This is a genomic window from Mesorhizobium sp. B2-5-3, from assembly GCF_006441005.1.
In the GTDB taxonomy this organism is placed as follows: Bacteria; Pseudomonadota; Alphaproteobacteria; order Rhizobiales; family Rhizobiaceae; genus Mesorhizobium.
The window spans coordinates 155916-169675 of record NZ_VFUS01000009.1; the positions used below are offsets into that span (position 1 = coordinate 155916).

The following is a 13760-nucleotide window of genomic DNA, read 5'->3' on the forward strand; positions in this document are numbered from 1 at the left end:
CTGCTCAGGCTCTGAAGAGGCCACGGCGGCTGAACAGCGGCGCTCGTTCGCCGATGTTGCTCGGCTCGGTGTGGTAGCGGGTGACGCGCGCGACCTCCCGCGCCGACCCGAAGACCATCGGCACGCGCTGGTGCAGGCTGTCGGGTTCGATGTCCAGGATGCGGTTGATCGTATCGGTGGCCGCACCGGCAGCCTGTTCTATGAGATAGGCAATCGGGTTGGCCTCGTAGACCAGGCGCAGCCGTCCCTGACCGTAGCCCTTGCGCCGGTCGCCGGGGTAGAGAAACACGCCGCCGCGCATCAATATGCGGTAGCAGTCGGCGACCAGGGAGGCGATCCAGCGCATGTTGAAATCCTTCTCTCGCGGTCCTTCGGTGCCCTCCAGGCAGTCGTCGACATAGAGCCGCACGGCCTCGTCCCAGTGCCGGTAGTTGGCGGCGTTGATGGCGAACTCCTGGGTGCGTTGCGGAATGATCCGGCTCTCGTATGCCTGGACGAAGGTGCCGAGCCTGGCCGACAGGACGAAGATATGCGTACCGCTGCCGAGCGACAGGACGAGCGCCAACTGCGGCCCATAGATGAAGAAACCGGCGCCTAGCTGATTCACGCCCGCCTGCAAAAAAGAGGCGGCCGGATCGGCATCCGGCGCGCCAGTTGCGGGCAGGAGCGAGAAGATCGTTCCGATCGACACGTTGGTGTCGATGTTGGAAGAGCCGTCGAGCGGGTCGATGGCAATGGCGAGTGGTGCTTGCCTGTCGAGCAGGACCGGCTGCTCCAGCTCCTCGGAAGCGTAGAGCGCGACCGGAGCGTGGCGCATGGCGTCGAGGAAGATGTCGTCGGAGAAGACGTCGAGATCCTTCTGGACATCGCCGTCGGCGTTGGCGCCACGGGTCCCGGCAAAGGCGGCGCCGAGCACACCTTGATTGATGGTATTGCGGATCTTGCTGGCGGCCTGTGTCAGCTGACGGACAGTCGTTACGACCGCGGAGCGAAGTTCGTCCGGCTGGCCGAGATAGGAGTTCAGAAAAGCGTCGAGCGTTGCCGCTGGCATCGTAACCTCCCGATCCAGCCGCGTCTCCTCGGATCGGCTGGATCAGGGGAATGAAAACAAACGACACTTGATAAGTAAAATTCAATAACTTTACGTTGGTACTAAAAATAATTTAGTATGAGACATGAGAAACCTCACGCTCAAGCATTTCAAGACCATCCAGGCCATCATCAGGCACGGAAAAATTGTGAGTGCGGCCAAGGCGTTAGGTCTGTCTCCTTCAGCACTGACAATTCAGTTGCGGCAAATGGAGGAAGAATTCCAACTGGCTCTGTTCGACCGGACGTCGGACGGCATGCGTCCCACTGCCGCAGGTTTGGCCGTCGTTGAGGCAGCGCAAGCTATCGAGGAGCATCTCGGTCTGCTCGAAGACAAGATCGACGCCATCAAGGGCGTTCGTACGGGTAGCTTGAGGCTCGGCGTCGTTTCCACCGCCAAGTATTTCGCGCCGCGGTTGATGGCTGCGTTCATGAAGGAACATCCCGACATCGACATGCGGCTTGCCATCGGCAATCGTGCCCAGACAATCGACAACCTCAAGAATCACGACATCGACATCGCGCTGATGGGGCGCCCGGCGAAAGAGGTACCGGTGCGTGCTTCGGTCTTCGGCGATCACCCGCTGGTCATCATCGCGCCGCCCGAACACCCGCTGGCGGCGGCGCGCGATATCTCCAAAGAGCGCATTGCCGAGGAGCATTTCCTTATTCGCGAGCCCGGCTCCGGAACCCGCATCTCGCTGGAAATATTCCTGAGCGACGTGCCTGGCCGCATCGACGAACTCGGTGTCGAGATGGGCTCGAACGAAACGATCAAGCAGGCGGTGATGGCTGGTCTGGGCATCGCCTTCATTTCTGCCCACACCATCGCCGCGGAAACGGAAGCTGGCCGGCTCGTCATCCTCGACGTTGTCGGCATGCCGATCCGCCGACAATGGTTCTCGGTGATACGAACCGATCACGCAATCTCGCCGGCCATGGCTACGTTCAACGATTTCCTGATGCGCAAGGGCGCGATGTATCTGCCCCTGTTCGGTAAGCTTTATCCCGATTCCTGAGCGGGATGACCGACGGATGGCGTTCGGAATCGACCGGAGCGAGACGCCGGACGTGTCGCCTGCCAAGAGACGTGAAATCCGTCGCAAGGTCGACTGAAGGTCTATTTCTTCCGACCGAGCGTTTCCGAGACGGTCCTGGACAATTGATAGAGCCGCTGCTCGATTATCGTCGGCACGTCGCAGACATAGGTCAGCGACTGGACACGTTCGTTGAAAATGCGCGTCGCGAAATTCAACTGGTCGGTTCGCCGTTCGACTTCGTCCGGATCGGCGTCGGCTTTGGCACGTAGGGCGTCGACGTCGGATGCTTCCTTGCGCAATTCAGCCGCCATTTCGAGCTGTTTGTGGGCATAGCGGGAAATGCCGGAAATCACGTGCGAACGCTCGGCGTCCATGTGGTCGAACATTCCCTGCACCAGCATCGCCATCTTTGGTGCGACCTGCTCCGCCGGCAGAGAAGCCACGAAGTCCTTGATCTCCTTCTGGGCTTCGGCAATCGGCGTCCGTCGGGCCGCCACCGCCTCGACCAGCGCGGAGACGCCCGAATCCTTCGACCAATCCTTCGCCGCCGGGGGAAGCTCCGGCCCATTCCAGATCTGGCCGAGCGAGAGCTGCGGCACCTTGCGCTGCATGCAGGGCCAGTCGGGATCGGTGTTTGCCGCCCTGGCGTCCATCGGGACAAGCATGGCGACCAGAACCAGGGTGTGCACAAGTCTCATTCGCGCCATCAGCCGTTTCCTCCCGTGTCCTGTTTGCGGGTCATCAGGCCGCGCGAAGGATCGTACGCAATGATGGCGCCGCCCAGAAACAACAGCGTGCAACCGGCGACGACGCCCAGCGACAACCAGTCGATCTGCCCATAGAAGGCGAAGCGGATCAGTTCGACGGCATAGGTGAACGGATTGGCGAGGCAGATCTTGTAGAGCAGGGGGCTTGCCTCCTGGATACGCCACAAAGGATACAGCGCCGGAGACGCGAAATAGCCTGGAAAGATGACGAAGTTCATGATGCCGGCGAAGTTTTCGAGTTGCTTGATCATGGACGACAAAAGCATGCCGAGCGCGCAAAGCATCATGCCCGACAGAAACAGTGCCGGCAGCACGTAGAGATAGCCGAGCGGCGGCGCCCTGACGCCCCACAACCAGGCGACGATCAGAAATGCGTAGACTTGCACGATCGATACGGCCACGCCGGCCAACATCTTCGACACCAGCAGGAACCAGCGCGGAAATGGGCTGACCAGCAGGATGCGCATGTTGCCCATCTCGCGGTCGTAGACCATCGACAGTGAAGACTGCATGCCGGAAAACAGCAGGATCATGCCGCACAGACCCGGAGTGATGTAGACCTCGTAGAGCACATAGGTCTTGTAAGGAGGGATGATCGACACGCCGAGCACCTGCCGGAAGCCGGCGGCGAAGATGAACAGCCAGACGAGCGGCCGCACCAGTGAGGAAATGAACCGTTCGCGTTGGTGCAGGAAGCGCAGGCACTCGCGCAGGACGATGCCTTTCAGGCAAATGAGATAGTGGCGGAGGCCGAATGGTTCAGACCCTACCGGTTTGATGCCGACAACTTTTCCGGGCATCGCAGGAGCGCTCATGACGATGTCTCCGCCATGCCTGCCGCGTCGATGCGGCTGAGCTTCGAAAAGGCATCGCGAATGGAATTTCCTCCATTTGCCTGGACGACATCCGACACCTTGCCCCTGGCGACCAGGTCACCCCGCCGCAGCACGACGACATGATCGGTATCGTCGACTTCATCGATCAGATGCGTGGCCCAGAGCACGCCGATACCATCGGTTTCGACGAGCTTGCGGATGGTGGCGAGGATGCCAGCACGCGACTCGATGTCGAGGCCGACGGTCGCTTCGTCAAGCAGGAGCAGGGAAGGTCGGTGAAGCAGCGCCCGGGCGATCTCGATGCGCCGCATCTGACCGCCGGAGAGGCTGCGTGCCTTGTCATGCTGGCGGCCCTGCATGTCGACTGTGTCAAGCAGCGCGGCGATGCGCTGCCGGGCTTCGCGTCCGCCAATGCCATGCAGCGAGGCATGGTAGGAAAGATTCTGATAGACGCTGAGATCGAGGTCGAGCGTGCGCGCCTGGAACACGATGCCGACCCGTCTGAGCGCTTCGCCCGAAGCGCTGCGGATGTCGTGGCCGAAGATGCGGATCGACCCGTGACGCGTGTCATAGAGGTGGCTGATCAGGGAGAACAGTGTTGTCTTGCCGGCCCCGTTGAGGCCGAGCAGGACGGTGAACGTCGCCGGCAAGATCGAGAACGAGACCTCTTTGAGTGCCCGCTTCGGTCCATAGGAGTGGCTGACGGCACTGACGTCGAGTGCCGCCGCCTCGTCTCCCGGTCCGCTTGTTCTCACATGCTGCATGCCCGGATCGCTCCTTCAGGACGCGTTGGCAGGACGCACTGCTATCTAGCGCGCCTGATTTCCTTTGGTCTCACTTGATCGTGATCTTGCCCTTCAGGCCCTTGTCGGCGAGGTCGGGAACCGACCAGGTATACTCGCCGGGGCGAACTGTGTGGAATTGCACCTGGATCGTTCCCGCGTCGTCGAATTCCAGCCAGGCCGGTCCGCCGTCCATATGCACCTCCAGATCGTCGATGACGATCTGGTCCATCCACACATTGCGGAACAGGTCGGTCACGAACTTGTATTCGAAACCGCCCTTGGAGGTGATCTTCCAGCGATAGCCTTGGCCGGCGATCAGCTCGAAATCCTTCTGATTGACGGCATAGGTGGAATCGGCCGAGCCGATAATCAATTCCGGCAGGTTCTTGCTGGCACGCGATGGTTTTGGCGTTGCGTCATCCGCGCTTGCGGCGATCGGAGCAAGCACAAATCCGGCGAGCGCGGCGAAAATAAACCTATGGCGAAATTTCATGTCGCGATCCTCCCCATGATCAATGTCTGCTATTTGGGCGAAATGGCCACACCCCAAGGCTGCTGGCCTACGGTGAGCGATTGGACCGGCTCGTCGGTCGCCGTATCGATGAACGTGATGTCGTTGGAGTTGCCATTCGTGGTGATCAGCGTTTTCTGGTCGGGTGTGAAGGCCAGGTGCCAGACGCGTTGGCCGACGAGGATGTATTTCTCGACCTCGTAGGTGTCGGTATTGACCACGGCGACATGGTTCGCCGGGCCGAGCGCGACATAGGCTTTCTTGCCGTCGGCGCTGATGGCGATGCCTACCGGCTGGATGGTCTCAGCCCGCAATCCCTGGATCGCGAACTGGATCTTCTTCACCACTTCGCGTTTGGCGTTATCGATGACGCTGACGGTGCCGCCCACTTCGGCGCTGACCCAGACCTGCGAGCCGTCCGGCTTGAATTCGGCAAAGCGCGGGCGCGTGTCGACCAGTACGTTATCGGTTACATCGTGGGTGCCAGTGTCGATGAAATGCGCCATGCTGGTGGTTTCCGAGGTGTTGACCATGGTCTTGCCATCAGGGCTGATACCCATGCCTTCCGGTTCCACGCCGACTGGAATCTCGGCCATGACCTGCTTGCTCTCGACGTCGATGGCGGTGACGAGGTTGTCATCCTCATTGGCGACATAGAGCGTCTTGCCGTCAGGCGAGAGCACGAACAATTCGGGATCGGGGCCAGATGGCAGCGTGCCGACGATCTGCAGCGTCGCGGTGTCGATGATTTCGACCGTGTCGTCGTCACTGGCGCAAAGATAAACGAGTTTGCCGTCATGCGAGATGGTGATGCCGCGTGGCCTCTGGCCGACCTCGACGGTCTTCACCACTTGCATGGTGGCCGTGTCGACGACCGTCATCGTGTTGTCCTTCTCGTTGGAAACGTAGGCCGTATAGGCCGATGCCGGGCTGGCCGTGAGGCCGGCCGCGAGAATGGCCAATGCACAAGCTCGTGTCTGCACGCAAATTCCTCCCCTTTGGCCCTACTTGAGAACGCATTTCGTTTCCGGCTGATCGATACCAAGCGTATCGAGTTCGGAGAATTGGTGGAGATAGCCCTCCTGCGGCGATGTCGACACGACCGACTTGGTGTCGCCAAGCAGGATCGGCTGGCGAAGCTGGAGGTTCCATTTGCGGAAGGTGAGCTTCTGTCCCTTGAAGGCGGCAACCGAGAAATCGCCCGATCGGATGTAGTCACTGATCTTTTTGGCATCGTCGCCTTTGGTGCGCGTGGTGGCTTCGCCGACGGCACGCACTGCTGTCCACGCCGACATGTCCTTGGAAAGCATCCGCCGGCTCGTCGTCTTCAGGAAGCGGCTCTGCATCTGGATGCCGCCCCATTGCTCGCTGGCGGGATGCCACGACGATGCAACAAGCCCGGCCGTACCGGCGACCAGCCGCGGCGTCCAGGTGCGGTAGGGCACGTAGGTGCCAAACACCTGGCTTTCATCGGCGACAAGCACAATGTCGTGCTCCGGCAGATTCTGCGTGAATACGGAAATCTGCTGCTGTATCTGCGTGGCGCCGGTGTCGGTACGCCTGGCCGTGCCGGTGTCCTTGAATTCCTTCTCGGCGACGATCTGGCCGCCGAAACGGGTTGCCGCGCGGCGCAACGCGTCGGCGTAGAGATGGTCCTGCTCATGCGAGCCGTAGAGCAGCACCCAATTCGGCCACTTCTTCACCATGAGATACTGCGCCAGCGCATCGGCAAGCATGCTGCGCGTCGGCGCGATATGAAAAACACTGATGCGGCAGTCCTCCTCGCGCAGGCTGTCGTCGGTGGCGCCGATGTTGAAGATCAGCACGCCCTTGTCGCGGGCTATATCGGCGATCGACAGCAATTGTTTGGCCGAGAGGTCTGCGACGACATAGTGGTCACCTTTGGCGATCAGGTCCTCGAATGCCTGAACCGCGTCGGCTTCGGGTTCGATCTCGGTCACGTCGAGGCTGAATTTCTGGTCGGTGAACTTTCCGGTCGTGTTGTTATCCCCGATTGCCACATTGGCGCCGGCGACACCTTCGTCACGCGGCGGCAGGTCGAGCATGGAAAGCGTCAATTGCGGCGCGTAGGCCCGCAAATACCCTATCTTGATTTCAGTGACCTTTTTTTCCGGCTTCGCCACCGCTTCCTGGGCTATCGCGCCCGGAGCGTTGACGGTCAGGGAAAAAAAGCACAAAAAGGCGGCGAGAGTGCCCGGCACCGCGCTCGTCATCGATAGTAATTACCCATTCTTGCGCTGAGATCCGACGGTTGTCGGAGCAGCGCCAAGTCCAGGTGCCCATGGTCAACTTAGCCGACCCGCAAAATTTATCAAACCCTATCGGACGACTTTTCGCGTCTGCCCTGGCTCGCTGCCTTTTTGACAAACATGCCATGGCGGCTGAAAAGATTGCCATCTTCGATTACGAGGTCGTTCGCAGCTATGTCATCCGCGACGTGCGTGAGAATCGAGCGGACGAAATCTTGTCCTCCAAACTGGAGAAACTGTTCAAATGACCAGAATGCTGGCCAGCATCACCGGCATCGAAGAGGCGGAGATCGTTCTTTCGGGCGGCGCCGACATCGTCGATCTGAAGGATCCGAAGGCGGGAGCGTTGGGCGCGGTACCCACGGAAACCATCCGCCGAACGATTTCGTTCATCGCTGGTCGGGCTCCGGTCAGCGCGGTCTGCGGCGACCTGCCGATGGAACCCGAAACGATCCGCGCCAAGGCTGAAGAGATCGCGGCGACCGGCGTCGATTATGTCAAGATCGGGTTTTTCCCATCGGCTCACATCCCTGCCTGCGCGGAGGCGCTCGAACCGCTGGCCGCGCGAACGAAGTTGATCGCTGTGCTCTTTGCCGATCTGGCGCCGGACTTCGAGCTCCTGCCGGTATTCGGCAGGCACCGCTTCCACGGCGTGATGGTTGATACCGCGCAGAAGGGAAAGGGCCGGCTGCTCGACCATTTGCCACCGGAGCGGATTCCGGGATTCGTCGATCGAGCCAAGTCGCTCGGTCTGATAGTTGGCCTGAGCGGATCGCTCGAAGCCCCGGATATTCCACGTCTATTGCCTTTCGCTCCCGATTTCCTCGGCTTTCGCGGCGCGCTGTGTGGCCATGCCGACCGCGCGGGTTCAATCAGCGCCGAGGCGGTCTCGCAGATTCGCGAATTGGTCCCGGCAGAGCCTGGGACGGGCGGTAAATCGAGCATCGACTATCGCCTGTTGGCAGCGAGAGGCTATTCGCCGGGCACCGATCCGACACTGGGCACGGACAGGATTTTCGTGCGGGATTTTGTTCTGCCGGTCCAGATCGGTGCCTACAGCTTCGAGCATGGTCATACTCAAAAGGTGCGCTTTGATGTGATCGCCGACGTGCTGCAAGTCACCGACCATCCCGAGGACATGCGCCATGTGTTCTCCTATGACATCATCATGGATGGCATTCGCACCATCGTCGCGCGGGGGCACATTCAGCTCAGCGAGGCTTTGGCCGAGCAAGTGGCGGCGCACGTTCTGGAGAACCAGCGCGTCGTGCGCGTCACGGTAAGGGTGGAAAAACTCGAGCTCGGGCCTGGCGGTGTCGGCGTCGAGATCGAACGCAAGCGCCAATCGGCAGGACGCGGTGTCGCCTCCGGCTCTGCCGGCCGAAAAGACAGAGGCAGTGTTTCCCGGCCGCGCCAGCAAGGCTCCGACGTCCTCGGGCGGGCCGTCGTCAAGCTTGGCGGCAGCACTGCCCATGCGGCGGAAATGACGAGCTGGATCGCGGCGCTGGCGGGTTCCAGGTTACCGATCGTCATCGTGCCCGGCGGCGGCCTGTTTGCCGATCAGGTGCGCGAGACGCAGACCCGCATGGATTTTTCCGACACCGCCGCACATGCCATGGCGATCCTCGCCATGGAGCAGTTCGGCCAAATCATCCTCGATCGGGACGAAAGACTGACGCCGGCACGATCGCTGGAGGAGATTGTGCGAGCATTGGACGAAGGCAAGGTTCCGGTGTGGCTGCCGTCGTCACTTGCGTTGCCGGCACCGGACCTTCCGGCCTCTTGGGACATTACCTCCGATTCCCTGGCTGCCTGGCTTGGCGGGAAGCTTGGCGCGAACGCGCTGTTGCTTATCAAGCAGACCGATGCATTCTTCGACAACGATACCCCTGACAGCCTGAAGGCCAGGGGCATTGTCGACCCAGGCTTTGCCGCCATGCTGCCCGACGGCATCGATTTCCGTCTCGCCGGTCCGAAGGATGCCGCCGAGGCGGGCGCGCTACTCGCATCGGGCAAGCTGCCCGGCATCGGGATTGTGGCTTCGACCCGCTCGGCAAAGAAGGCAGGATAGCCGATGGTGAAGCTGCACGTGCCGCGCTGGGCGTGGGTTTTGACGGGGTCCGGGCATTTTTTCACGGAGAGCTTCGCACTTGTTCGCCAACTCGAACATTGCGATGTCTTCGTGTCGAAAGCCGCCAATGAAGTGCTGCGCATGTACAAGCTCAAACTCGATTTTCCGGAGACGACGCGCGTGCTGCACGACAAGACGGCGAGCGCCATTCCCGTCGGCGAATTTTACCACGGCGTCTACCACACGGTCGTGGTGGCGCCTGCCTCGTCCAACACGGTTGCCAAATGCGTCTGGGGTATATCCGATACGCTTGCCACCAACGTCTTTGCGCAAGCCGGAAAGTGCCGCGTGCCGATCATCGTCTTTGCCTGCGACACCGCACCCGAACTCGAAACCATGGCGCCGCATGGCCTGGTCAAAGTCTATCCGCGCAGGATTGACCTGGAAAACACCGAGCGGCTGAAGGGGTTCGAACGAACCCAGGTCGTCGAGTCGCTCGCGGACCTCAACGCGGCGGTTCAGCAACGCCGGGCCGAGCTGTCCGGCCATGGCTGAGCGGCTGGTCTTTCTCACGGGACATCTGGCCAGGGCACGGTTGGAAAAGCTGCTATCCGGTCTGGGCGAGACGGAGTTTTCGTGGGAGGTGGTCGACATAGGTGTCAAGGTCGCCGCACTGATGACCGAAGACATCATAAAGCGGCGTCTCATCGCGCCCAACGCCGTTGACCGCTTTATCCTGCCAGGGCGCTATCGCGGCGATATCGAGCAATTGTCGAACCATTTCGGCGTGCCCTTTGCGCGCGGTCCTGACGAGATCGCGGACCTGCCGGCCTTTCTCGGCCGTGTCGGCGAGCCGCCGGATCTTACGCGTCACGATATGCGCATCTTCGCCGAGATCGTCGATGCGCCAATGCTGTCGATCGAAGCGCTCACGCTGCGGGCGGGGACGCTAGCTGCGGCCGGCGCCGATGTCATCGATCTTGGCTGCCTGCCTGAAACGCCATTTCCGTTGCTGTCGGAGGCTGTGCGCGAGCTCAAGGCACAAGGATTTCAGGTCAGCGTCGATTCGGCCAGCGCGGACGAACTGTCGATCGGTGCACGCGCCGGTGCGGACTATCTTCTCAGCCTCGACGAGAACACGCTGCCGTTAGTGTTCGGCCATGGGGCTACGGCAGTGTTGATCCCGTCCGCCCCCGGCGATCTGGATTCGCTTGGCCGCGCTATCGATGCGGCGCAAAGGGCTGGCATTTCCTTTATCGCCGATCCCGTGTTGGATCCGATCCACTTCGGCTTCGCCCAATCGCTCGGCCGCTTCATCGAGGCGCGCCGCCGCTGGCCGAAGATCGAATTGCTGATGGGCACCGGCAATCTCACCGAACTTACCGACGCCGACAGTTCTGGCGTTACGGCCGTTCTAACGGGGCTCTGCTCGGAACTCGGGATTCGAAACGTGCTAGCCGTACATGTCAGCCCTCACACGGTCCGGACGATCGAGGAGCACGACATTGCCCGTCGCATCATGTTCGCCGCCCGCAATGACGGTGCACTGCCGCGTAGCTATCACCCAGGCTTGCTGCAGATCCACGATCGCAAGCCCTTCACGGCCTCGACCGATGATATCGCTGGATTGGCGGCCGAGGTGCGCGACGCCAACTACCGTATCGCGGCAGCGGAGGACGGCATTCATATTTTCAACGGCAAAGGGCACGCGGTTGCCACGGATGCGTTCGAATTCTTCGCCGGACTTGGCGTGGAGACCGATGGTGCGCATGCTTTCTATCTGGGCGCGGAACTGACGAAGGCCGAGATCGCGTGGCGCCTCGGCAAGCGCTATGTTCAGGACGAGCCGCTCGCATGGGGCGTTGCCGCACCGGCTCCCGAAACCGACCGTACCCGTCTTTCCAAACCGGGCGAAACGCTTCGCGCGAAGAAGGAGGGCTAGGTGCCTTACATTCGCGAGACAATCATCACCACTGTCGACAAGACAGGAAAGGTCCATATCGCGCCGATCGGCATAATCTTCGAAAAAGACGGCTGGGTCATCGCACCGTTTCGTCCCTCGGTTACGCTCGACAATCTGGCGGCGGTGCCGTTCGCCATCGCCAACTACACCGACGACGTGCGCGTCTTCGCTGGATGCCTGACCGGGCGCAAGGACTGGCCGACCGTTCCCGTTGAAGATTTTCTGGTTCCCCGGTTGGCGACTGCGCTGGCGCATTCGGTTCTCGAAGTCGAGAGCGTTGACGATGATGGCGTGCGCCCTCGCCATTTCTGCCGCGTGGTTCGAGAGGAAATGCATGCGCCCTTCACCGGCCTTAACCGTGCCAAGGCGGCTGTTCTGGAACTGGCCATCCTGGTCAGCCGGCTCGGCATGCTACCCCGCGACAAGATCGAGGCCGAGATCGCGTATCTTTCGATCTCTATCGAAAAGACAGCCGGCGCCGACGAACGGGAAGCCTGGGGTTGGCTGATGCAGCGTGTCAGCGATCACCTGGCCGTCAAAGGGTCCAGCAGCGAGGACGCGTGAGCGTGACGACGCGAGCGCCGCTACGCTGCTTGCGATCGATATCCAGCCAGCAGCGCCACCGCCGATGCTGGTGCGGCGCGGCTGGCCTCGCCGCGAACAGCGTCATGGGCGGGGACGATGTCGGCGAAATCGACAAAGCGACGTTCCATGCGCTCGGCCAGCCGCCTGATCTGCCAGCGGCCCGTTCCGGCGCCGACGATCGGAACATCTTGAGCAAGACCCCAGGCAACCAGGGATGCTGCGTCGTGGATTTTCCGCAATTGCTGCTCGCTGAACCAGCGTGCGACTTCACCCCATTCCGGCGGCGAAAGTTCAGCGGCGTCGCGCCCGACCATGCGCGCCAGTCGCGCGATTGAGCCGTGGACGGTCTTTTCCTTGCCGTCGGCGGAAGGGTGCATGTCGTCCTCCTCATCGAGCACACCCAGGATCCGGTGCGCGTCGGCGATCGAGGCGAAATACTCGTTCATCAATGGCGTCAGCCTTCGATGGACAGGAGCAGACGAGGCTACGCCGAACAGAAATGTCCTGGTAAATCCCGTATAGACCAGTTCGCCAGTCAGAAGCCGTCCGGCATCGGTGTAGCCCTCATTGACGACGGCGCCGTCCTTGATGGCGATAATGTCGGTGGTGGTGGAGCCCATATCGACGAACAGGGCATCGCCGGCCAGTTTTGCCACCAAAGAGGCTGTCGCGTGCCAGTTGGCGGAGGCGACATCAGTGCTCAGCCGCGCTGCCTGCTCGACCTCGACAAAGCCGGATGATCCGGCATAGATCAGCTTTTCGCCTGTGGGAAAACGATTGGAAATCTGACCCAGCAGCGTCGTCACGCCGATATCGCGGGACGCAAAGATGTCCGATAGTTCGCCCGTCATGGTGAACGCGTTGAGATCGGCTTCCGCATAGATCGGAGCTGTTTCGTCGAGGGCCGAGGTCAGGCTGTGCAACCCTTGCCAGAGCGGCGTGGCGATCGTTACCGCGCCGACGATGCGGCCGCCTTGCGCGCGCGTCACCTTCAGATGCGCGCCGCCAATGTCGAAGCCCGCAATGATGCTCTTTCTTTTTTCCACACTTCAAGCTTTCATGACAGCAGTTGGTCGGCGAGAAAAGCGTTGCGCATCATTCCGGTTCTCGACTTGAAAGGCGGCGAGGTCGTTCGCGCCCAGCAAGGAAAACGCGATCGCTACCGGCCGATCGTTACCCCGCTCAGCCGAAGTTCCGATGTCCTCGCCGTCGCCGAAGGGTTGCGCACGCTTTATCCCTTTTCGACCTTCTACATCGCCGATCTGGACGCCATCGGAGGCGGTACTCCAAACAGCGACGCACTTGCCCGGCTGAGGGCGATGACGCAGCCGCCTGAGCTCTGGGTCGATGCCGGCGTAGCAGACAGGAAAACACTTTCGGCGGCGCTCGCTGAACGTTCGGTGCACCCCGTGTTGGGCTCCGAATCGCAGCAGGACGATGTGCTGCTCCGGCATTTTCGCGATCATCCCGATCTCATCCTGTCCCTTGATTTCCTTGGCGATGATTTTTGCGGACCGCGTTCTCTTCTCGCTGAGCCCGAGCTTTGGCCGCAAAAGGTGATCGTCATGACGCTGGCCAAAGTCGGTGCGGCCGCCGGCCCGGACTTCAGGCGGCTGGAGGAGGTCAAGGCCAAGGCGGGAAGTCGCGCGGTCATCGCGGCCGGCGGCGTCCGCGATGACAACGATATCCACGCATTGTCAGCGATGGGCATCGCCGCAGCGCTGGTCGCAACCTCACTGCACAACGCCACGCTCACACCTAGTCACCTGGCGTCGCTCGGCGCCTGATCACAGTTGCTCCTCACCCCCGAAAGGCGGGCGCCCTTCGGGAGTGTCGCTTCAAA

General features: G+C 61.2%; 15 protein-coding genes. 7 read left to right on the top strand and 8 right to left on the bottom strand.

The window, feature by feature from the left end:
• Positions 1-4: 4 nt before the first annotated feature.
• Positions 5-1051, bottom strand: a complete 1047-nt coding sequence (locus tag FJ867_RS21735; protein ID WP_140515144.1) for a class 1 fructose-bisphosphatase — start codon at positions 1049-1051, stop codon at positions 5-7.
• Between the two features lie 124 nt (positions 1052-1175).
• On the opposite strand from FJ867_RS21735, the gene FJ867_RS21740 reads away from it, so the two are divergent.
• Positions 1176-2108 (top strand): LysR family transcriptional regulator, encoded by a 933-nt coding sequence (locus FJ867_RS21740; protein ID WP_140498205.1) that lies wholly within the window; start codon positions 1176-1178, stop codon positions 2106-2108.
• A 101-nt stretch (positions 2109-2209) separates the two neighbouring features.
• On the opposite strand, the gene FJ867_RS21745 is transcribed toward FJ867_RS21740, so the two are convergent.
• The 6 genes from FJ867_RS21745 to FJ867_RS21770 all read right to left on the bottom strand — a co-directional run bounded on the left by FJ867_RS21745 (position 2210) and on the right by FJ867_RS21770 (position 7262).
• A complete protein-coding gene (locus tag FJ867_RS21745; RefSeq protein WP_140524706.1) occupies positions 2210-2836 on the bottom strand; it encodes a hypothetical protein in 627 nt (208 codons plus the stop codon).
• Entirely contained in the window at positions 2836-3696 is an 861-nt protein-coding gene (locus FJ867_RS21750; RefSeq protein ID WP_181167723.1) for an ABC transporter permease, read from the bottom strand. Before FJ867_RS21750 ends, FJ867_RS21745 begins: the two co-directional genes overlap by 1 nt.
• 11 nt (positions 3697-3707) lie before the next feature.
• Positions 3708-4496, bottom strand: coding sequence for an ATP-binding cassette domain-containing protein (locus tag FJ867_RS21755; RefSeq protein WP_140498199.1), 789 nt, complete (start codon positions 4494-4496; stop codon positions 3708-3710).
• A 70-nt stretch (positions 4497-4566) separates the two neighbouring features.
• Positions 4567-5010, bottom strand: coding sequence for a hypothetical protein (locus tag FJ867_RS21760; RefSeq protein WP_140557423.1), 444 nt, complete (start codon positions 5008-5010; stop codon positions 4567-4569).
• Between the two features lie 29 nt (positions 5011-5039).
• A complete protein-coding gene (locus tag FJ867_RS21765; RefSeq protein WP_224681759.1) occupies positions 5040-5990 on the bottom strand; it encodes a YVTN family beta-propeller repeat protein in 951 nt (316 codons plus the stop codon).
• 42 nt (positions 5991-6032) lie between these two features.
• Positions 6033-7262: an ABC transporter substrate-binding protein gene (locus tag FJ867_RS21770; protein WP_140818550.1), complete on the bottom strand. Its 1230-nt coding sequence runs from the start codon at positions 7260-7262 to the stop codon at positions 6033-6035.
• A 38-nt stretch (positions 7263-7300) separates the two neighbouring features.
• Here FJ867_RS21770 and FJ867_RS21775 point away from each other — a divergent pair, with 38 nt between their 5' ends.
• Genes FJ867_RS21775 through FJ867_RS21795 form a run of 5 tightly spaced genes read left to right on the top strand, consistent with a single transcriptional unit; the run spans position 7301 to position 11896 of the window.
• Positions 7301-7546: a hypothetical protein gene (locus tag FJ867_RS21775; RefSeq protein ID WP_140818552.1), complete on the top strand. Its 246-nt coding sequence runs from the start codon at positions 7301-7303 to the stop codon at positions 7544-7546.
• The gene (locus FJ867_RS29125) at positions 7543-9369 is read left to right on the top strand and encodes a (5-formylfuran-3-yl)methyl phosphate synthase (RefSeq protein WP_140818554.1); all 1827 of its coding nucleotides are present in this window, start codon (positions 7543-7545) and stop codon (positions 9367-9369) included. The genes FJ867_RS21775 and FJ867_RS29125 overlap by 4 nt, the downstream gene beginning before the upstream one ends.
• 3 nt (positions 9370-9372) lie before the next feature.
• Positions 9373-9924 (top strand): flavoprotein, encoded by a 552-nt coding sequence (locus tag FJ867_RS21785; RefSeq protein WP_140515154.1) that lies wholly within the window; start codon positions 9373-9375, stop codon positions 9922-9924.
• A complete protein-coding gene (locus FJ867_RS21790) occupies positions 9917-11311 on the top strand; it encodes a DUF6513 domain-containing protein (RefSeq protein ID WP_140818556.1) in 1395 nt (464 codons plus the stop codon). Before FJ867_RS21785 ends, FJ867_RS21790 begins: the two co-directional genes overlap by 8 nt.
• Positions 11312-11896, top strand: a complete 585-nt coding sequence (locus tag FJ867_RS21795) for a DUF447 domain-containing protein (RefSeq protein WP_140581018.1) — start codon at positions 11312-11314, stop codon at positions 11894-11896.
• Positions 11897-11916: 20 nt separating this feature from the next.
• On the opposite strand, the gene FJ867_RS21800 is transcribed toward FJ867_RS21795, so the two are convergent.
• Positions 11917-12963 carry a hydantoinase/oxoprolinase family protein gene (locus FJ867_RS21800; protein WP_140515157.1) on the bottom strand — a complete coding sequence of 349 codons (1047 nt, stop codon included), beginning with the start codon at positions 12961-12963 and terminating at the stop codon, positions 11917-11919.
• On the opposite strand from FJ867_RS21800, the gene FJ867_RS21805 reads away from it, so the two are divergent.
• Positions 12913-13704, top strand: a complete 792-nt coding sequence (locus tag FJ867_RS21805; protein ID WP_140818558.1) for a HisA/HisF-related TIM barrel protein — start codon at positions 12913-12915, stop codon at positions 13702-13704. The two genes, FJ867_RS21800 and FJ867_RS21805, sit on opposite strands and share 51 nt — an antisense overlap.
• Positions 13705-13760 lie beyond the last annotated feature (56 nt).